The organism is Sphaerisporangium sp. NPDC049003, from assembly GCF_043197795.1.
Classification (GTDB): Bacteria; Actinomycetota; Actinomycetes; order Streptosporangiales; family Streptosporangiaceae; genus Sphaerisporangium.
In genome coordinates this window covers 223,860-242,593 of sequence record NZ_JBICTU010000006.1, presented here as the reverse complement: position 1 = coordinate 242,593, position 18,734 = coordinate 223,860, and the positions used below count along the sequence as shown (strand labels likewise).

Annotated in this window: 20 protein-coding genes and 1 riboswitch; of the genes, 5 read left to right on the top strand and 15 right to left on the bottom strand. The window is 73.4% G+C overall.

Annotated elements, in window-relative coordinates; genetic code table 11:
• Positions 1-13 precede the first annotated feature (13 nt).
• A complete protein-coding gene (cobG, locus tag ACGFIV_RS09120; RefSeq protein WP_392833388.1) occupies positions 14-1,447 on the top strand; it encodes a precorrin-3B synthase in 1,434 nt (477 codons plus the stop codon).
• 52 nt (positions 1,448-1,499) lie between these two features.
• Positions 1,500-2,282 (top strand): cobalt-precorrin-6A reductase, encoded by a 783-nt coding sequence (locus tag ACGFIV_RS09115; protein WP_358549072.1) that lies wholly within the window; start codon positions 1,500-1,502, stop codon positions 2,280-2,282.
• On the opposite strand, the gene ACGFIV_RS09110 is transcribed toward ACGFIV_RS09115, so the two are convergent.
• From ACGFIV_RS09110 to ACGFIV_RS09070, 9 genes are all read right to left on the bottom strand, one after another.
• Positions 2,257-3,882, bottom strand: a complete 1,626-nt coding sequence (locus ACGFIV_RS09110; RefSeq protein WP_358549069.1) for a precorrin-2 C(20)-methyltransferase — start codon at positions 3,880-3,882, stop codon at positions 2,257-2,259. The genes ACGFIV_RS09115 and ACGFIV_RS09110 overlap by 26 nt on opposite strands.
• Positions 3,879-4,505: a precorrin-8X methylmutase gene (locus ACGFIV_RS09105; protein ID WP_392833383.1), complete on the bottom strand. Its 627-nt coding sequence runs from the start codon at positions 4,503-4,505 to the stop codon at positions 3,879-3,881. Before ACGFIV_RS09105 ends, ACGFIV_RS09110 begins: the two co-directional genes overlap by 4 nt.
• 26 nt (positions 4,506-4,531) lie before the next feature.
• Entirely contained in the window at positions 4,532-5,275 is a 744-nt protein-coding gene (gene cobM / locus ACGFIV_RS09100; RefSeq protein WP_392833380.1) for a precorrin-4 C(11)-methyltransferase, read from the bottom strand.
• Between the two features lie 87 nt (positions 5,276-5,362).
• Positions 5,363-6,616 carry a precorrin-6y C5,15-methyltransferase (decarboxylating) subunit CbiE gene (cbiE, locus tag ACGFIV_RS09095; protein WP_392833377.1) on the bottom strand — a complete coding sequence of 418 codons (1,254 nt, stop codon included), beginning with the start codon at positions 6,614-6,616 and terminating at the stop codon, positions 5,363-5,365.
• Positions 6,603-7,982 carry a cobyrinate a,c-diamide synthase gene (locus tag ACGFIV_RS09090; RefSeq protein WP_392833374.1) on the bottom strand — a complete coding sequence of 460 codons (1,380 nt, stop codon included), beginning with the start codon at positions 7,980-7,982 and terminating at the stop codon, positions 6,603-6,605. The genes cbiE and ACGFIV_RS09090 overlap by 14 nt, the downstream gene beginning before the upstream one ends.
• Before the next feature lie 37 nt (positions 7,983-8,019).
• Positions 8,020-8,622, bottom strand: coding sequence for a cob(I)yrinic acid a,c-diamide adenosyltransferase (gene cobO, locus ACGFIV_RS09085; RefSeq protein ID WP_392833370.1), 603 nt, complete (start codon positions 8,620-8,622; stop codon positions 8,020-8,022).
• A gap of 52 nt (positions 8,623-8,674) precedes the next feature.
• Entirely contained in the window at positions 8,675-10,732 is a 2,058-nt protein-coding gene (locus tag ACGFIV_RS09080) for a magnesium chelatase subunit D family protein (RefSeq protein WP_392833367.1), read from the bottom strand.
• 45 nt (positions 10,733-10,777) lie between these two features.
• A complete protein-coding gene (locus tag ACGFIV_RS09075) occupies positions 10,778-11,539 on the bottom strand; it encodes a CbtA family protein (RefSeq protein WP_392833364.1) in 762 nt (253 codons plus the stop codon).
• A 19-nt stretch (positions 11,540-11,558) separates the two neighbouring features.
• Complete coding sequence (locus tag ACGFIV_RS09070; RefSeq protein ID WP_358549047.1) at positions 11,559-11,771, bottom strand: CbtB domain-containing protein; 213 nt, start codon at positions 11,769-11,771, stop codon at positions 11,559-11,561.
• Between the two features lie 33 nt (positions 11,772-11,804).
• Positions 11,805-11,919: riboswitch (cobalamin riboswitch) on the bottom strand.
• A 79-nt stretch (positions 11,920-11,998) separates the two neighbouring features.
• Here ACGFIV_RS09070 and ACGFIV_RS09065 point away from each other — a divergent pair.
• Positions 11,999-12,604, top strand: a complete 606-nt coding sequence (locus ACGFIV_RS09065) for a histidine phosphatase family protein (protein WP_358549044.1) — start codon at positions 11,999-12,001, stop codon at positions 12,602-12,604.
• Between the two features lie 74 nt (positions 12,605-12,678).
• On the opposite strand, the gene ACGFIV_RS09060 is transcribed toward ACGFIV_RS09065, so the two are convergent.
• On the bottom strand, positions 12,679-13,044 hold the full coding sequence (locus tag ACGFIV_RS09060) for a hypothetical protein (protein WP_358549041.1): 366 nt from the start codon (positions 13,042-13,044) through the stop codon (positions 12,679-12,681).
• 342 nt (positions 13,045-13,386) lie between these two features.
• Here ACGFIV_RS09060 and ACGFIV_RS09055 point away from each other — a divergent pair, with 342 nt between their 5' ends.
• Both ACGFIV_RS09055 and ACGFIV_RS09050 read left to right on the top strand, forming a co-directional pair.
• Positions 13,387-14,337, top strand: coding sequence for a hypothetical protein (locus tag ACGFIV_RS09055; RefSeq protein ID WP_392833360.1), 951 nt, complete (start codon positions 13,387-13,389; stop codon positions 14,335-14,337).
• Between the two features lie 53 nt (positions 14,338-14,390).
• Entirely contained in the window at positions 14,391-14,771 is a 381-nt protein-coding gene (locus ACGFIV_RS09050) for a roadblock/LC7 domain-containing protein (RefSeq protein ID WP_358549035.1), read from the top strand.
• A gap of 76 nt (positions 14,772-14,847) precedes the next feature.
• On the opposite strand, the gene paaE is transcribed toward ACGFIV_RS09050, so the two are convergent.
• Genes paaE through paaA form a run of 5 tightly spaced genes read right to left on the bottom strand, consistent with a single transcriptional unit; the run spans position 14,848 to position 18,706 of the window.
• Positions 14,848-15,936 (bottom strand): 1,2-phenylacetyl-CoA epoxidase subunit PaaE, encoded by a 1,089-nt coding sequence (gene paaE, locus ACGFIV_RS09045; protein ID WP_358549089.1) that lies wholly within the window; start codon positions 15,934-15,936, stop codon positions 14,848-14,850.
• A gap of 32 nt (positions 15,937-15,968) precedes the next feature.
• Positions 15,969-16,463 carry a 1,2-phenylacetyl-CoA epoxidase subunit PaaD gene (gene paaD, locus ACGFIV_RS09040; RefSeq protein WP_358549031.1) on the bottom strand — a complete coding sequence of 165 codons (495 nt, stop codon included), beginning with the start codon at positions 16,461-16,463 and terminating at the stop codon, positions 15,969-15,971.
• Positions 16,457-17,452: a 1,2-phenylacetyl-CoA epoxidase subunit PaaC gene (gene paaC / locus ACGFIV_RS09035; protein WP_358549028.1), complete on the bottom strand. Its 996-nt coding sequence runs from the start codon at positions 17,450-17,452 to the stop codon at positions 16,457-16,459. Before paaC ends, paaD begins: the two co-directional genes overlap by 7 nt.
• Positions 17,453-17,459: 7 nt before the next feature.
• Complete coding sequence (gene paaB / locus ACGFIV_RS09030) at positions 17,460-17,741, bottom strand: 1,2-phenylacetyl-CoA epoxidase subunit PaaB (RefSeq protein ID WP_358549025.1); 282 nt, start codon at positions 17,739-17,741, stop codon at positions 17,460-17,462.
• Positions 17,738-18,706, bottom strand: coding sequence for a 1,2-phenylacetyl-CoA epoxidase subunit PaaA (gene paaA / locus ACGFIV_RS09025; protein ID WP_392833354.1), 969 nt, complete (start codon positions 18,704-18,706; stop codon positions 17,738-17,740). The genes paaB and paaA overlap by 4 nt, the downstream gene beginning before the upstream one ends.
• Between the last annotated feature and the right edge of the window lie 28 nt (positions 18,707-18,734).

Here is an 18,734-nt window from a genome sequence, read left to right as displayed (position 1 = left end):
TAACATCCTCAACGTGTCTGTCGTCGACTTTCCGGAGTCCTCGTCGCGATTCCACGTCCGGAAACCCCCGGACAGGTCGCGGGTGGACGCCTGTCCCGGTGCGTTGCAGACGCATCCGGCCGCGGACGGTGCCGTCGCCCGTATCCGGGTGCCGGGTGGCGTCCTCACCGCCGCCCAGTTGCGCGAGCTGGGCGCCGCCGCCACGTCCCTCGGCTCCGGGGTGGTCGAGCTGACCTCCCGTGCCAACGTGCAGGTACGAGGGCTGAACGCCGAGGGGGAGACCGCGTTCGCCGCGAGGATGGCCGCCGCGGGGCTGCTCCCCTCCGCGACCCATGAACGTGTGCGGAACATCCTGGCCTCCCCCATGGCCGGGCTCGACGGTCGCGGCCTGATCGAGGTGGCACCGCTCGTACGCGAACTGGACGAGGCGCTGTGCTCCCGCCCGGCCCTCGCGGGACTGCCCGGCCGGTTCCTGTTCGCCCTGGACGACGGCAGAGGCGACCTGCCCGCCCTCAAGGCCGACCTCACCTTCGTCCCGATCCCCGCGCCGGCCGGCGGAGAGCCGGTCGAGGGGGCGCTCCTCCTGGCGGGAGAGGACCACGGAGTACGCCTCGCCCCGACACAGGCGGTATCCGCGATGATGGCGGCGGCCGAGGCCTTCCTCGCCGAACGAACCGCCCAGAACTCGACGGCCTGGCGCATGGCCGAACTCGACGACGGCCCGGCGAGGATCGCCACCCACCTCGGCGGCTCCGCCCGCGTCGGGACGCCCGCCCACGCCGACGGCCCCACCGGGTCCGGGGAGCACGACCCCGTGCCGGTGGTCTCCCCGGACGTGCCGTCATCGCCGCCGCTCGGCCTGGTACACCGGCCCGCGCGGGGGGCCGTACCCGGGCCCGGGGAGAGGGCCGTCCCCCGGGTCGCGCTCGTCGTCATGCCGCCGCTCGGCCGGCTGACCGGCGCCCAGGCGCGAGCACTGGCGACGGCGGCGCAGGCGGGCGACGGCGAGATCCGGCTGACGCCATGGCGTGGCGCCGTCGTGCCCGGCGTCAGCGGAGCGGACGCGGAGTCATGGCTGTCCAGGCTCGCGGCCACCGGCCTGGTCACCGATCCCGCCTCCCCGTGGACCGGGGTCACGGCCTGCACCGGACGACCCGGCTGCGCGAAGTCACTCTCCGATGTCCAGGCGGACGCCGCGTCGATCGCGCACATCCAGGCGACCACCGCCCGCGCGCCGGGCGCCGGTGTGCTTCGCGTGCACTGGGCCGGGTGCGAGCGCCGGTGCGGACGGCCCGCCGGGCAGGCCGTACTCGTGGTGGCCACCGGCGACGGCTACCGTGTCGACGCCGGCGGCCGGAGCCTGCACTGCGAGGACATCGAGGAGACGACGGCCGCGGTCACCGCGGCCCGCCAGGTGGCCGGCACGTCCAGACGGTCCGGGGCGTGATGGAGGGATCCGGGTTCGTGTCCGTGGACAGGGGCGTCTGGTGAGGTCAGGCGTGCTCGTTCTCGGGGGGACGGGTGAGGCGCGGGCGCTGGCGGCGGCGCTGGCGGCCCGTCCCGAGGTCCGCGTGATCTCCTCGCTCGCGGGCCGTGTGACCGATCCCCGCCTTCCTGAGGGCGAGGTGCGCGTCGGGGGGTTCGGCGGGCCAGAACGCCTGGCCGACTGGCTGCGCGAGCAGGGCATCAGGGCCGTGGTTGACGCCACCCACCCGTTCGCCGAACGGATCACCGCCTCGGCCGTACGCGCAACCGCGGCGGCGGAGGTCCCCCTGCTCGTGCTGCGTCGGCCAGGATGGCGGCAGGAGGCCGCAGACGACTGGCACTGGACGTCGTCCCTGCCGGAAGCCGCCGCGTCGCTGCCAGGGCTCGGAAGGCGGGTCTTCCTCACCACCGGACGCCAGGGCCTGCCGGTCTTCGCCGGCCTGGACGACCTGTGGTTCCTGATCCGCACGGTCGACCCACCCGATCCGCCGCTTCCTCGCCACTGCCGCCTCCTGCGCGACCGGGGTCCGTACACGCTGGACGGCGAGCGGGCGCTGATGCGCCGGCACCGCGTCGACGTGCTGGTCACCAAGGACAGCGGCGGAACGATGACCATGGCCAAGCTGTCGGCCGCACGCGAACTCGGCCTCCCCGTCGTCGTCGTACGCCGCCCGCCCCTCCCCCGGATCCCCGCTGTGGAGACCACGGAAGAGGCCCTCACCTGGCTCCATGGCCTCGTGAGTCGCTGGGCTCCGGGGCGGGCCGCGCCGTTCAGGCGGGGTAGCGGCGGGGGGTGAAGACGACGGGGCGGCCGTTCCGGTACACCGTGCGGGTCGTCGAGGAGCCGATGACCAGCAGGCAGCGCATGTCGACGCCGGCCGGGTCCAGCTTGGCGAGGGTGGTGACGCGCAGGCTCTCCGCAGGGCCGCCGACGTCCCGCCCGACGACCACGGGCGTGTCCGGGGCGCGGTGCTCCAGCAGGAGGTCCCGCGCCGCGGCCACCTGCCACGTACGGCTGCGCGACGCCGGGTTGTAGATCGCCAGCACCAGGTCGGCGCGTGCCGCGGCCGTGACGCGCCCGGCGATGACGTCCCACGGCTTGAGCTGGTCGGACAGGGAGAGCACGCAGTAGTCGTGACCGAGTGGAGCACCGGCCCGAGCGGCCACCGCGTGCGCGGCCGTCAGGCCCGGCACCACGCGCACCGGCACCCCGGCGAACCTCGGCTCGCACGCCACCTCCAGCACGGCGGCTGCCATCGCGAACACTCCGGGGTCACCCGAGGAGACCACCGCGACGCGGGAGCCCGCCTTCGCCAGCTCCAGCGCGTGCGCCGCCCGCTCGGCCTCGACGCGGTTGTCGGTCGGGTGCCGGCGCTGGCGGGGGTTGGGAGCCACCCGGTCCAGGTAGGGGCCGTAACCGACGAGCTCGTCGGCGGTCGCCAGAGCGTCCTGGGCCTCCGGAGTCAGCCAGTGGCGGCCCGCAGGGCCGAGCCCCACCACGACGACTTCCCCGAGGCCGCCCCCCGGCCCGGCCGTCCTGGGCATCGGGGACAGCGTGTCCGTGCGGCCCGCGCCCGGACCGGCGGGCACCGGCGACGGGGTGTCCATCCGGCTGGGCAGGATGGCCAGGGAGAAGTACGGCACCTCACCGGGGTCGACCCGCGCGAGCGGGGCTATCCGCTGCCCGCCGGTGGTCGCCCGCTCGACGTACCAGGCCTCGTCCAGGCGGCCGGCCCGCGCGAGCGCCTCGCGTACGGAGGTGAAGGTGCGGCCCAGCTTGAGGATCGCCGCCGAGTCGGCGGTGGCCAGCCGTGCCGCGAGCTCCTCCGATGGCAGCGTGCCCGGGAGGATGGTCAGGGTCTCCTCGCGCTCGACCAGCGGACGGCCCAGTACGGCCGACGCGGCGCTCACCGAGGTCACTCCGGGGACCACCTCGGTCGGGTAGCGGTGCGCGAGCCGCTTGTGGAGGTGCATGTAGGAGCCGTAGAAGAGCGGGTCGCCCTCGCACAGCACGACCACGTCGCGCCCGGCGTCGAGATGCGCGGCCAGGCGCTCGGCGCAGGTCACGTAGAACGCGTCGATCGCGCCCCGGTAGCCGCCCGGGTGGTCGGTGGTCTCGGTGGTGACGGGGTAGACCAGCGCCTCCTCGATCTGGTCGCCGCGAAGGTAGGGCTCGGCCACCGTGCGGGCGATGCTCCGCCCGTGCCGGGCGCTGTGGTAGGCGATCACGTCGGCCTGGCGGACCAGGCGCGCGGCCTTCACCGTCACCAGCTCCGGATCACCGGGCCCGAGCCCCACCCCCCACAAACGTCCGAGAGCCCGCTCCCCACCCTGAGCTCCCCCGGACCCCTCGGCACGCCCCGTGCCCCCGGCATCGTCGTCCATGCTGTCGCTCATTCCTCCTCGCTCGCGATCGCGTTGACGGCCGCGGCGGCCAGCGCGCTCCCACCCCGGCGGCCGTTTACCACCAGGTAGTCGAGGCCGTCGCCGTACGCGGCGAGGGCCTGCTTGGACTCGGCGGCGCCGATGAACCCGACCGGGACGCCGAGCACGGCGGCCGGCCTGCCCGCCCCCTGCCGGACCAGCTCCAGCAGCCGGAACAGCGCGGTGGGCGCGTTGCCGACGGCCACCACGGCGCCGTCCAGCCGGTCCCGCCACAGCTCCAGCGCCGCCGCGCTGCGCGTGGTGCCGAGCCGGCGCGCCAGGTCCGGCACCCGGGCGTCTCCCAGCGTGCAGAGCACGTCGTTCCCGGCGGGAAGGCGGGCGCGCGTCACGCCGGACGCCACCATGTTCGCGTCGCACAGCACCGGCGCCCCGGCACGCAGGGCCGTACGGGCGGCGGACACCACGCCGGGCGACCAGGCGAGGTCGGTGGTCAGGTCCACCATGCCGCAGGCGTGGATCATCCGGACGGCCACTCGCGCGACGTCGTCCGGCAGACCCGTGAGTTCGGCCTCCGCGCGGATGGTGGCGAAAGACCGGCGGTAGATCTCCGCCCCGTCTCGGATGTAGTCGATCACGATCTCCTTCTGATCTCCGCGCACCGCTAGTCGCGTTCGCGTGCGGTGGAGTAGAGGTGGCTGTCGGGGAACTCCGAGGCCGTGAGCACGCCGCCGACGATGACCACGGCGGTGCGTACCACGCCCGCCTCGTGCACCCGCTCGGCGATGTCGGCCAGGGTCCCCCGCAGGACGACCTCGTCGTCACGGCTCGCCCGTGCCACCACCGCCACCGGGCAGCCGGCGCCGTAGTTCGGCGTCAGCTCCTCCACCAGGGCGTCGATCCGCTGGACGGCCAGGTGCAGCACCATCGTCGAACGGCTGAGGCCGAGCGTCCCGAGGTCCTCGCCGTCGGGCATGGCGGTGGCGCGGGCGGACGTGCGGGTCAGCACCACCGTCTGTCCCACTCCCGGCACCGTCAGCTCGCGGCCCAGCGAGGCGGCCGCCGCCGCGAACGCGGGAACGCCAGGGGTCACGTCGTACGGGATCCCGGCGGCCTCCAGGCGGCGCATCTGCTCGGCCATGGCGCTGAAGATGGACGGGTCACCCGACTGCAACCGCGCGACATCGTGCCCGGCCGCGTGCGCGGAGAGCATCTCTTCCACTATCTCGTCCAGCGTCATCCGCGCCGTGTCCACCAGTCGCGCGCCCGCCGGCGCGAAGTCGAGCAGTTCCTTCGGCACCAGCGAACCGGCGTACAGGCAGACCGGCGAGGAGGCGATCAGGTCGCGTCCCCGCACGGTGATGAGATCGGCCGCTCCCGGCCCCGCCCCGATGAAGTGCACCGCCACGTCATGCCTCCCCTTGCCTCACGCCTGTTCCCGCCCCGTGTGTCATCCGCGGACCGCCGTCCGCGTCGCCCGTTCCCGGCCCCGGTGTCATCCGCTGACCGCCGTCCACACCGTCACCGGCATCGACGGGCGCCACGCGGTGAAGCCTCCTACCGGGCCGGCCCGTTGGACCGCGATTCGCAGGAGGTCGCCGCCGACCTTGGCGTGCCAGGCCGCGACCACCGCCTCGGACTCCACGGTCACCGCGTTGACCACCAGCCGTCCGCCAGGGCGCAGGGCGTTCCAGCAGGTCTCGACGGTGCCCGGCGCGGTGCTCCCGCCTCCGACGAAGACCGCGTCGGGTGGTTCGAGGCCCGCGAGAGCCGCGGGGGCCGTTCCGGTCACCACCCGCAGCCCGGGTACGCCGAGCGCCGACGCGTTGCGCCCGACGCGGGCGGCCCGCTCGGGACGGCTCTCCACGGCGACCGCCCGGCAGGCCGGATGGGTACGCATCCACTCGATCGCCACGCTTCCCGCCCCCGCGCCCACGTCCCAGAGCAGCTCACCGGGCACGGGCGCCAGCCGGGACAGCGTCACGGCGCGGACCTCGCGTTTCGTCAGCTGCCCGTCGTGCTCGAACGCGTCGTCCGGCAGGCCGGGGACCGACCCCAGAGCCGCCGTGTCCGGATCGGCCCGGCACTCCAGGGCCACGATGTTCAGCGGATCCACCTCCGCCTCCCATCGAGCGGCCGTGGACCTCACCAGGCGCTCGTGCGGGCCGCCGAGCTGTTCCAGCACGGTCATCGCGCTACCGCCGTAACCCCTTGAGGTCGCGAGCCCGGCGATCGAACCCGGCGTGGTGGCGTCCGCGCTGAGCGCCAGCACGCGGCTTCCCGGTCGCAGGACGCGGTTAAGCAGCTCGACCGGACGGCCGACCATGCTGACGACGGTCGTGTCCTCGACCGGCCAGCCCATCCGGGCGCAGGCCAGCGAGACCGACGACGGATGCGGCAGCACGCGGACCCGGCCCGGGCCGAGAAGCCTGACGAGCGTCGTTCCGATGCCGTGGAACATGGGGTCGCCGCTGGCCAGGACGCATACGGCCCTGTCCGCGCGTTCGGCGAGGAGGCCGGGGAGGGCAGGGATCATCGGCGAGGGCCACGCGACCCGTTCGGCGCCCGTGTCCGGCACCAGGGCGAGCTGCCGGGAACCGCCCATGAGCACCTCGGCGGCGCCGATCTCCCGCCGCGCGGAGGCGGACAGCCCGTCCCAGCCGTCGGCGCCCACCCCGACGACGACAACCGGCCCGCTCGTGTCCGGCCGTGCCGGGAACGCGCGCCCGGGGCCGCTAGTGCCGGGCACGGGACACCAGCCTCGCGGCCAGGTGGGGAGCACCGGCCCAGTGGAGGTGCAGGTACGACGCGGCGAGCGACGGTCCGCCGTATCCGTCGGCGCCGCCGCGCCAGCGGTAGAGCGGCTCGGCGTCGCCGGACGGAGTGACGCGCGTGCGGTGGAACTCGTGCCCGTGGTACCGCTCTCCCTCGCGGGTCAGCACCGAGTCGCGTACGGCCACGGCGCTCCGGTAGCCGAGTGTGAGCGTGCCGGTCATCGCGGCGGTCGCGGCGACGACCCCGCACATCGGACGTCCGTCCAGCTCCCGGCACAGGTAGAGCAGGCCCGCGCATTCGGCGACGATGGGGCCGCCGAAGGCCGCGACCTGCCGGCGGAGGGGTTCGTTGGCCGACAGCTCCGCCGCGTACACCTCGGGGAAGCCTCCGGGGAGCACCAGGGCACGCGTCCCGGCGGGCAGGCTCTGCTCGCTCAACGGGTCGAAGAGGGCCACCGTGCCGCCCGCCGCCTCGATCAGCTCCGCCTGCTCCGCGTAGCCGAAGGTGAACGCCTTTCCCCCGGCGACCGCCACCACGACGTCCGTACCGGCGCCTGCCCCGGTGAGATCGCCGACCGCCTCACGGGCCGTCCAGGTTCGACCGGGGAGGGTGGACGCGCTGCGGGCCAGCCGGACGAGGGACTCCAGGTCACAGGTGGCGGCCACCAGTTCTCCCATCCCGGCCACCGCGTCCACCGCTCGCGCGCCGCGCTCCGCGGGCGGGATCAGGCCGAGGTGGCGGGACGGCGTCGCGGCCACCTCGCTGCGCGGGATGGCGCCGAACACGGCGATCCCCATCTCGTCGAGCGCCTCGCGGCAGATCCGCTCGTGTCGCGGAGAGCCCACCCGGTTGAGGATCACCCCGCCGACGCGCACGCGAGTGTCGTACGACATGAACCCGTGGACCAGCGCCGCGACCGATCTCCCCTGACCCGAGACGTCGACGACCAGGACGACCGGAGCGTCCAGCAGCCGGGCGACATGAGCGGTCGAAGCGAGGTCGCCACCACGGGAATCCCCCGCGCCGGATGAACCGTGCGGGGAGGCGGCGCCGTCGAAGAGGCCCATCACTCCCTCGATGACGGCGATGTCGGCCCCGGCGGCTCCGTGGGCGAGCAGGGGGACGATCAGATCGTCCCCGACCAGCCAGGGATCGAGGTTGCGTCCTGGACGGCCGGAGGCGAGCGCGTGGTAGCCCGGGTCGATGTAGTCGGGGCCGACCTTGTGCGGGGACACGACGAAGCCCTTGGCGGTCAGCGCCGCCATGAGCCCGGTGGCCACCGTGGTCTTGCCCGAGCCCGAGGAGGGGGCCGCGATGACCAGGCGCGAGATCTCACTCACCGGTCGCCCGCCCCGCCTGGCCACGAGTCGTGGGCGATCACCATTCGATGCCTTTCTGGCCCTTCTGGCCCGTGTCCATGGGGTGCCTGACCTTGGTCATCTCGGTGACCAGGTCCGCGGCCTCCAGCAGGCGCGGGTGGGCGTCCCTGCCGGTGATCACGACGTGCTGCGTGCCCGGACGGGCGGCGAGGGCCGCGACCACGTCCTCGACGTCGATCCACCCCCACTTGAGGGGATAGGTGAACTCGTCCAGCACGTACAGCCGGTAGGTCTCCGCCGCGAGGTCGCGCCTGATCTGCTCCCAGCCCTCGCGGGCATCGGCCGCGTGGTCGTCCTCGGTCCCCTGCTTCTTGATCCAGGACCAGCCCTCGCCCATCTTGTGCCAGGTCACCGCGCCGCCCTCGCCGGACTCCCCGAGCACCGCCAGGGCCCGTTCCTCGCCCACGCGCCATTTGGCCGACTTGACGAACTGGAACACCCCGATCGGCCAGCCCTGGTTCCACGCCCGCAGGGCCAGCCCGAACGCGGCGGTGGACTTGCCCTTGCCCGGCCCGGTGTGGACGAGCACCAGAGGCCGGGTACGCCGCTGCCGGGTGGTCAGGCCGTCGTCCGGCACCTCCGCCGGCTTCCCCTGAGGCACGTCTAGACCGCCCTTCCCATTTCCTGAACGATGTCCGTTTCCCGAGGCACGTCTAGGCCGCCTTTCCGCGTTCGCGGACCAGGTCGCGGAGGCCGCCGGCGGCCAGCCGGTCCAGCCGTACGGCCTCGCCGCCAAGACGGGCCGCCAGGCGTACGGCGAGGCCGAGCCGCACCGGACCGTTCTCGCAGTCGACCACCACGGCGGCGACGTCCCTGAGCAGCGCGGCGGCCCTGAGCACGTCGGCGTCCGTGCCCGAGGTGGCGTGCCCGTCGGTGACCACGACCAGCAGCGGCCTGCGGGAGGGGTCGCGGAGCCGTTCCACGCGCACCACCTCGGCCGCCCGCCGCAGCCCCTGGGCGAGAGGGGTGCGCCCGCCCGTGGGCAGGGCCCGCAGCCGCGCCGCCCCGGCCTCCACCGACGAGGTCGGCGGAAGCACGAGCTCCGCGCCGGCGCCCCGGAAGGTGACCAGGCCGACCTTGTCACGGCGCTGGTAGGCGTCGAGGAGCAGGCTCAGCACGGCGCCCTTCACCGCGCCCATGCGCTGCCGTGCCGCCATGGAGCCGCTCGCGTCGACGACGAACAGGACGAGGTTGCCCTCCCGCCCCTCGCGTACGGCCTCGCGCAGGTCGCCGGCCCGTACGACCAGACCGGGCCCGGTCCTGCCGCGTTCCCGCTGGTACGAGGCCGCCGCGCGGAGCGTGGCCGTCAGGTGGGGCGAGGTGAGCCGCCCGAGCGGCACCCGCGAGCCCGAGATCCGGCCGTACGACGTGCGGGCGCGCGACCGCCGTCCCGGACTTCCCGTGCCGAGGCCGGGTACGGCCAGCGTGCGCACCCGGTAGGGCTCGCCCGGCTGTGCCGGCCGCTTCCCGGCCGACGCCCCCGGACCCGCCAGCCGGCTTCCCCCACCGGAATCGTGCTCCGGGCCGGCACCGTGATCCGGGCCGGAACCGGCATCCGCGCCGGAACCGGTATCCGGGGCAGAGCCGGGGCCCGGGTCTTGGTCAGGGCCGCCGCCGGGATCGCCGTCGGGGTCTGGGTCCGGGCCGCCGTCACCGTCGCCGTCGGGATCGGGGTCGGTGTCCTGGCCGCCGAGAAGGTCGTCGAGTTCGGACTCGTCCAGGCCGGGCGCGTCGAAGGGGTCACGCCTGCGGCGGTGCGGCAGGGCGAGCCGTACGGCCGCGCGGATGTCCTCGGCCGTGACCTCATCACCGCCCCGCCAGGCGGCGTGCGCCACGGCGGCGTGCGCGGTGATGAGGTCCGCGCGCATCCCGTCCACCCCGAACGCGGCGCAGACCGTGGCGATCTTCCGCAGCGCGGCGTCGGACAGGGTCACCTCGCGCAGGCGCCCGCGCGCCTCGGCGACGCGGGCGGCGAGATCCTTCTCCTCGCCCGCCCAGCGGTCGGCGAACCCCTCGGGGTCGTCCTCGAAGGACAACCTCCGGCGTACCACCTCGGCACGCTCCTCGGGGTCGCGCGAGGCCGTGACCTCCACGGTCAGGCCGAAGCGGTCGAGCAACTGGGGCCGCAGCTCGCCCTCCTCGGGGTTCATCGTGCCGACCAGGATGAACCGCGCCGCGTGCCGCACGGACACGGCGTCGCGCTCGACGTAGCACATGCCGAGCGCGGCGGCGTCGAGCAGCAGGTCCACGAGGTGGTCGTGCAGCAGGTTGACCTCGTCCACGTACAGCACGCCCCGGTGCGCGGCGGCGAGCAGGCCGGGGTCGAAGGCCCTCACCCCCTCGGTCAGCGCGCGTTCCAGGTCCAGCGAGCCGGTCAGCCGGTCCTCGGACGCTCCGACGGGCAGTTCGGCCAGCCTCGCCGGCCGTACGGCCGCGAGGGGTTCCGCGCCGTGCGGCCCATCGGGGCATCCGGGATCGGGAGCGGCCGGATCGCAGGAGAACCGGCATCCGGGGACGACGGCGACCGGCGGCAGCAGCGCCGCCAGCGCCCGGACGACCGTCGACTTCGCCGTGCCCTTCTCCCCGCGGATGAGCACGCCACCGGTGCGCGGGGAGACCGCGTTGAGTATCAGCGCCAGCTTGAGGCTGTCGAGCCCCACGACGGCGGTGAACGGGTAGTGGCGTGCGGCCCTCGAAGGCCGGTCAAGCATGTCGCGATGTCCTTTCGCCGTGGCTCGTGACCACGGGTGACCTGCTCAGATGGCGGATGAGGACACCGGTGCGCGGTACGGGGACAGCGCACGCCCCGCCAGCGCGCCGAACGTCAGCCCGATGCCGCTCCACACGGCGGCCTGTGTGCCCAGTGAGGCGAGCCTGAACTTCCACAGCAGTGCGGCGGGGAAGCCGGGAGGCACCTCGTCGACCGTGGGCATCAGCAGGCACACCACGACCACCGCGACGAGGAACCCGGCGATCGCGAGCGACGTCGCGTTCCAGTTCCCGTAACGGGGGGCGAGCCGGCGGCCGGCGTACACCGCCGCGACCGCGAGGAGGACCGAGATCAGGACGAACGCGAAGTACAGGACCGTCCGGCGGCTGATGGTGCCGGGGTCGCCCACCGCGGGCGGGTTGGCCGGGTACTTCAGGAACGGCACCAGTTCGACCGTGACGAACGCGCCCAGGGCGATCAGGCCCGAGGTGGCCCGTGCCCCGAAGGCTCCGAGCCGCCCGTAGGCGAAGGCGAACACGAGCGCGAAGACGCCGCCGACCGCGACGCCGTAGACGCCCAGGGCCGTGGCGAGGCCCACGGTCGACTGCACGCCGCGGCTGACCGGCTCGGGTTCCGCCGCGGCGGCCTCCGCGACGGCCTCTGTGGCGTGTGCCGCGTGCCCGGCGTGTTCTTCGAGCGTGATGGCCGCTCCCACCTGGGGCTCGCCGAAGATCCAGGCGAACACCAGGGCGAGGGCGGCGGCGACGAGGCCCGCGAGCATGCCGCGGACCAGCAGGTTTCTCACCATGCTGTGACAGTCCCCCGGCTCAGTGGCAGGGGAAGCCGAGCAGGTGACGTCCGTCGTGCACGAACTCGTGCACGAGGTTCCCGGAGATCAGCGAGGTGGCGCCCTGCTCCGCACCCACGAAGTAGACGAGGATGAGAGCCAGAACGCCGGCGAACACCGCCCAGGGCAGCAGTTCGCGAACGGGAATGCTGATGGGAGCGGGCTGGGAATGGGGAACGGCGGCTTGGGCCATGGGTGTTGCCTCCTCGGGATCACGCGTCCCATGGTGGGTGGCGGTGACGACGGAGGGTCTGACTCCCGGGCCCGAAGGAACCGGTCACAGTGGCGCGGCCGTACCAGAGTCTCGCTGGATTCCCCACACCGTCAACAATGTCGCTTGGACGTTACGGTGCGCACCTCGGATGCGTCAATGGGGTCGAGGGGAGACAATTGCCCCTCCCATCTCCCAAAGGGGCACGGATGACCGTCCGAATTATCCTGATATGTCATGGTTCTACCGAAGCACTCCAGCGGTCCGCGTTTCCCCTTGACGAGGGACTGGACGCGCGGGGCCTGCGGCAGGCCGCCGAGGCGGCCCCCGTGTTCTCGACGACGATTCCGGCCACGGAGCACGCCGAAAGCGGTGCGATGGGTGCGGGAAGGGTCGTCTGCGGGCCGTCGCTGCGCTGCCGCCAGACCGCGGCCGGGCTGGGTCTGACGGCCGAGACCGACGACGGCCTTCGAGACTGCGACTTCGGCCGGTGGGCGGGCCGTACCCTGGCGGAGGTCGGCGCGGAGGACCCTGAGGGCGTGCGGGCATGGCTCACCGACCCCGCCGCCGCCCCGCATGGCGGCGAGTCGGTGCTCGGCCTTGTCGATCGCGTCGCCGCGTGGCTCGGGTCACAGGACGAAGCGGGAGGCGCGCGGGTGGCCGTCACCCACCCGGCCGTGCTCAGGGCGGCCGTGGTCGGTGTCCTTGGCGCTCCGCCGGAGACGTTCTGGAAGATCGACGCGGAGCCTCTCTCCCACGTCTCGCTGACCGCGCGGGGCCGGAGCCGGCGTCTCCGCCTGTCCCCGCTTCGCTGACCCGCCGCTCCGCGATGGACCGAGGGCACAGGCGCGGGCTCAGGCCACCGGCCTCCGGCGCACCCCGGTCGCGCTCAGAGGGCGAGGTCGCGCTCGATGCGCTTGAGGTTGTGCCGCGCGAGCGCCAGGTTGGCACGCTCCCGGTCGAGGGCGACGTACATGAACATGTTGATTCCGCTGCCGTTCACCAGCCGGATGATGTGGTACTGCTGGTTCAGCGTGATCAGAATGTCCTCGACCGAGTCGTCGATCCCGAGCGAGGCCAGGGTGCGGACCTTGGCCCGGACGACCTCGGTGTTCCCCGCCGCCGCGACCTCCATGTCGAGGTCACGACCTCCTCCGATCGTGCCGAGGCACATGCCGCTCTCGTAGTCCACGAGTGCCGCGCCGAGCGCCCCGTCGATGGCCAAGGCTTCTTTGAGGGCGGTTTCGATGTTCATGGACTTCTTTCGGATCGGCGAGTGACTCCGCATTTCCGGTCAACCGGATTGATGACCCAGGCGTGCCTAGACTCACCCGTTTGTGATTGTTGCAGCCTAAAAGTACCCTTACGATCCCCCCATAGTGAAGGGAATCCCGGTGGCCGGCCTGAATGTTCGATCCATACAGGCGCACACCGACAGCCCCTCCCTCATGACCGAAGGCATGACCGGCCTGACGGTGAAAAGTGGAGTTTCGGACATAATCACCGCCTTCCGGCGACCGACGGGACCTGCGGCACCCCATCCTTTCGTCGACGCATGTGACCCAGCGGGCAGCCGCCTCGTACCGGACGGGATCACGTGAACGGGCAGAACCTCGACTCCTCTGGACCCACCCCCACCGGACCGGCGCCGACGGCGGGCGCGGACCCGATCGGCCCGGCGCTGCTCCGCTGCGGGCAGGAGAGGTTCTCGGGGCTGCTTCGGGTCGAAGGCAGTCCGGGCGGCACCATCTGTCTCCGGCAGGGCCTGGTGATCGCCGCGACCACAGCGGCGTCCCCCGGGCCGGAATCCCTGCTGCTCCGCTCGGGCCGGGTGAGCGAGGCCGACTGGACGACGGCCTACGCCGCGGGCGCCCCCTCGGGACGGCTCGCCGCCGAGCTGGTCGAGCGCGGGATCATCGGCGTCGCCGGGCTGGAGACGGTCTGCCTGACGGCCGTCTTCGACGCGGTGTTCGCCATGGCCCTGTGCGGCGTCGAGGCGTGCGAGACCGAACCCGCCCGCCCCGACGACCTCCTTCCCTCGCTTCCCGTGACGCCGGGCATCCCCCCGGAGCGGCTGGCCCGCGAGACGGCCCGCAGACTGGCCGCCGCCACCGCCTGGCTGGACCTCGGAGTGTCCACCCGTACCCGGCCGCTGGCCGTACCACCGTCCACGCCGCCTCTGCTCCAGGCGGAGGAGTCGCGCCACGCCGTCCTGCTCAAGGCCAACGGTCGCCGCACACCACGGGACATCGCCTTCTCTCTCGGGCGCGGAGTCTTCGCGATCATGAGCGAGATCGCCCGCATGGCCGGCGAGGGACTGCTCGAAGTGGACGCGCCGGGCTCCGCGGGCCCCCCTGCCGGCCGGCGGGCCACGCGGCAGGACGCGAGCGGGGACAGCTCGAAGGCCGCGTCACTCCCCCAGCGCCATCGCGGGACGAACAAGGTCAGCGAAGTGCCGCCGGCCACGGCGGCGAGCAGGCCGTCCCTGCCCCGGCGATTGCTCGGCATCCGGAACGTCCAAGAACCCATGGCAGGCGAAGAGGACTAGGCGGGCGGCGAGGACGTAGGACCTGCAGTGACGTAACCAGGAAAGGTCAGACCATGAGCCATGAAGCTGTGCTGGCGGAATTGCGGGCACTTCGCGAGCGGACGACGGGGGTGTTGGAGACCGCCGTCGCCTCGGTCGACGGGTTGCTCGTCAGTGCGGACACCGAGGGCGCGCGACCGGAGGTGCTCGCCGCCCTCTCCGCGGCGGCTCTGGGCCTCGGCAAGCGTACGGGCCACGAAGTGGGCATGGGCGAGTTGCGCGAGGTCGTGATCCGCTGCCGCGGCGGCTACATCGTCGTGTACGCCGTGGGGCAGGAGGCCCTGCTCGTGGTGCTGGCCGACGAGGGGCTCGACGTCGCGCGCCTCCACATCGAGTCCCGCCCGACGGTCGAGCGGCTCGGCGCGCTCCTGGCGGGTGAGCGCATCTCGATCTGAGCGGTCGGCCCACAGCCGGACACGTGAGCCGTGCGGCCCAAGCCCTCACCTGACCTGGGGCGATCGGCCGCATGCCTCACGTGTCGAAGTCGACGGTGACGTGGCCGGAGACCGGCACCGACTGGCAGGTCAGCACGTATCCGGCGCTCACCTCGGCGGGTTCCAGGGCGAAGTTGCGCCGCATCCGCACCTCCCCATCGACCACACGCGCGCGGCAGGTGCCGCAGACCCCGCCCTTGCAGGCGAAGGGCAGGTCGGGCCGTACGCGCTGCGCGCCCTCAAGGACGGTGACCGCGCGCGAGAGCACGGTGGAGGTGGCCCGGCCGTCGAGGATCACCGTCACCTCGGCGGTGGCGCCCTCCCCGGGCCCCTCCTCACGGCGAACGGGCTCGGGCGGCGGCTCGTCCACGTAGAACAGCTCGTGGTGGACGCGCTCCTCCGGCACCCCCAGCTCGGCGAGCACCTTGCGCGCGTCCAGCACCATCCCGTGCGGCCCGCACAGCCACCAGTGGCCGACATCGGGCACGGACGTCAGGGCGGGGAGCAGCACGCGCAGCTTGGCCGCGTCGAGCCGGCCGGTGAACAGCTCGGGTTCCCGCGGTTCCCTGGAGAGCACGTGGACCAGCTCGACGCGGGCGGGCGCGGTGTCCTTCAGGTCGGCCAGTTCCTCGGCGAACATGATGGTGCGGGCGCCGCGGTTGCCGTAGAACAGCGTCACGCCGCTTCCCGGGGTCGCCGCGAGCACCGAGGAGGCGATCGACAGGACGGGGGTGATGCCCGATCCGGCCGCGACGAACACGTGGTGGGCGGGCGTGCCGAGGTCGGCGGTGAAGGTCCCGCTGGGCGGCAGCACCGCGACGCGGTCCCCGGGCCTCAGCTGGTGGACCAGCCACGTCGAGAACATGCCTCCTGGGATCTCGCGGACCCCGATGCGCAGGGGTCCGCCCGCCGGAGCGCAGATGGAATAGGACCGCCGCTCGTCGCGGCCGTCCACGATCGCCCGGAGCGTGAGCGACTGGCCGGGCAGGAAGGCGAACTCCTCCGCCAGCTCGTCCGGCACCTCGAAGGTGATCGCGGTGGCGTCCTCGCACAGCCGGTCCACCCGCGCCACGCGCAGCGTGGCGAACCGGGCACGCCGCCGCGCCCGTACCCCGGCCACGGTCATGACCACGACCTCCCGCCTTCGCCCATGGCGTGTCACAGCTCCTTGACGTGCTCGAACGGTTCGCGGCAGGCGCGGCAGCGCCACAGGGCCCTGCACGCGGTGGGGCCGAACCGGGACGTCTCCTCGGTGTCGTCCGACCCGCAGCGCGGGCAGCTCAGCCGCCTGCGGCTCGGGCCGAGCGTCACAGGCACCGGCCCGCGCGCCCGTACGGGAGCCGCGCCCGGCGGGGCGATGCCCGCCTCGGCCAGCTTCCGCCGGCCCTTCTCGCTGATCCAGTCGGTCGTCCACGCCGGCGACAGGACGGTACGGACCCGCACGTCGGCGTATCCGGCCGAGCGAAGGGCCGTGGACAGGTCGGCGCGGATGGCCGCCATCGCCGGGCACCCGCTGTAGGTGGGGGTGATCGTGACGATCACGCCTCCCCCCGCGACCTCCGAGACGTCACGCAGGATGCCCAGGTCGGCGAGGGTCAGCATGGGCAGCTCGGGATCCGCCACCCGCTCCGCGACCTCGCGCGCGCTCACCATGTCGCCTCCGGGTGCGCGCGGGCGACGCTCTGCATCTCGGCCAGCAACCCGGTCAGCGCGCCGGTGTGAACGCCGGACCTCCCCCCGGCCGCCGGTGCCACGGCGTCTCGGGACCGAGCGGGGTCCGGCGGCCCAGCGAGATCCGGCGACCCAGCGAGGTCAGTTGGCTCAGCGGGGTCCGGTGGGCGGGCGAGGGTGGCGGCGGACAGGACCTGGTCGAGGACGGCGTCGAACTCCTCCCGGAGATCGGCCGGGTCGACCCCGGCGCCCGCCGCCGCCAGCCGCAGCTCCACCTCGTGCGGGGTGAACAGCTCCGCCACGAGCGGCCACACCGACTCCAGCCCCGCGACCACGCGCTCGCGCGAGTACGGCGTCCCGTCGCCGAGCCGTACGACCCATCCGGCGGCGTAGTCGCGGTGGTAGGCGACCTCCTTCAGGCCCTTGACCGCCACCGCGGCCAGCACCGGGTCACGTGACCCTGTCAGCCTGTCGAGCAGCGCCAGCCGCCAGGTCGAGAAGATCAGCAGGCGGGCCACGGCCTGGCCGAAGTCGCCGTTCTCGGCCTCGGCCAGCCGTACGTTGCGGAACTCGCCCTCCTCGCGGAGGAACGCGAGGGCGTCCTCGTCGCGGCCCGTCCCCTCCGCCGCCCCCGCGCGCGAGAGCAGCAGCCGCGCCTGCCCGAGCAGGTCGAGCGCGATGTTGGCCAGCGCGACCTCCTCCTCCAGCTCCGGCGCGCGCGTGCACCACTCCTGCAGGCGGTGGGACATGATCAGCGCGTCGTCGCCGAGCATCAGGCAGTACGCCGCCAGGTCGGCGCCGTCCACGCCGTCGGGCAGCCGCGTGCCGACCCCGTCCAGTGGGTCGGCGAACCCGGTGCCGTAGGCCCAGCGGGGGTCGTCGGCCTCGTTGAGCGCCTCGTAAGCGTTGCCCGAGTCCGGCTCGTGAGGATTCCCCGAGTCCGGCTCGTGAAGGTCGTCCGTGGAAGGCATCGCGGCCTCACATGTGCGGGACGTCGTCGGGGATGGAGTAGAAGGTCGGGTGCCGGTAGACCTTGTCGCCGCTGGGCGCGAAGAACGCGTCCTTCTCGTCGGGGCTGGTGGCGGCGATCTGGTCGGAGCGCACCACCCAGATGCTCACGCCCTCGTTGCGGCGCGTGTAGAGGTCGCGGGCGTGACGCAGCGCCGTCTCGTCGTCGGCGGCGTGGAGCGAGCCCACGTGAACGTGGTTGAGCCCCCGCTTGCTCCGGACGAACACCTCGTACAGCGGCCAGGCGCTCATGCGGCCCCTCCCGCCCCCGCGCCCGCCGCGACGGTGCCCGCGTCACGGTGCGCGGCCTTGCGCGCGTGGGCGGACGCCGCCTCACGGACCCAGTCGCCGTTGTCGTGCGCGGCCCGGCGTACGGCGATCCGCCGGGCGTTGCAGGGACCGTCACCGCTGATCACCCGCTTCAGCTCCGACCAGTCGATCTCGCCGAAGTCGTGGTGACCACGCTCGGCGTTCCAGCGCAGGCCGGGATCGGGAAGCGTCACGCCGAGCGCCTCGGCCTGGGGCACGCTCATGTCGACGAACCGCTGCCGCAGCTCGTCGTTGGTGTGCCGCTTGATCTTCCACGCCATCGACCGGGCGGTGTTCGGCGAGGCGTCGTCGGGCGGGCCGAACATCATGAGCGACGGCCACCACCAGCGGTCCACGGCGTCCTGCACCATCGCGCGCTGCGCCTCGGTGCCCCTCATCATGGTCATCAGCAGCTCGTACCCCTGCCGCTGGTGGAAGGACTCCTCCTTGCAGATGCGGATCATCGCGCGCGCGTACGGCCCGTAGGAGCTGCGGCAGAGCGGCACCTGGTTGCAGATGGCGGCGCCGTCGACCAGCCAGCCGATCACGCCCACGTCGGCGTACGTCAGGGTCGGGTAGTTGAAGATCGACGAGTACTTCTGCCGCCCCTCGATGAGCATCGTGGTCAGCTCGGCGCGGTCGGCGCCCAGCGTCTCGGCGGCGGAGTAGAGGTAGAGCCCGTGCCCGGCCTCGTCCTGCACCTTGGCGAGCAGGATCGCCTTGCGGCGCAGCGAGGGCGCCCTGGTGATCCACTCGCCCTCGGGCTGCATCCCGATGATCTCCGAGTGGGCGTGCTGGGCGATCTGCCGCACCATCGTCGCGCGGTAGCCGTCGGGCATCCAGTCGCGCGGCTCGACGCGCTGGTCCCTCTCGATCGTGCGGTCGAAGTGCCCTTCGAGGTCAGCCATACTCCGCCACCCTTTACCGAACATTCGG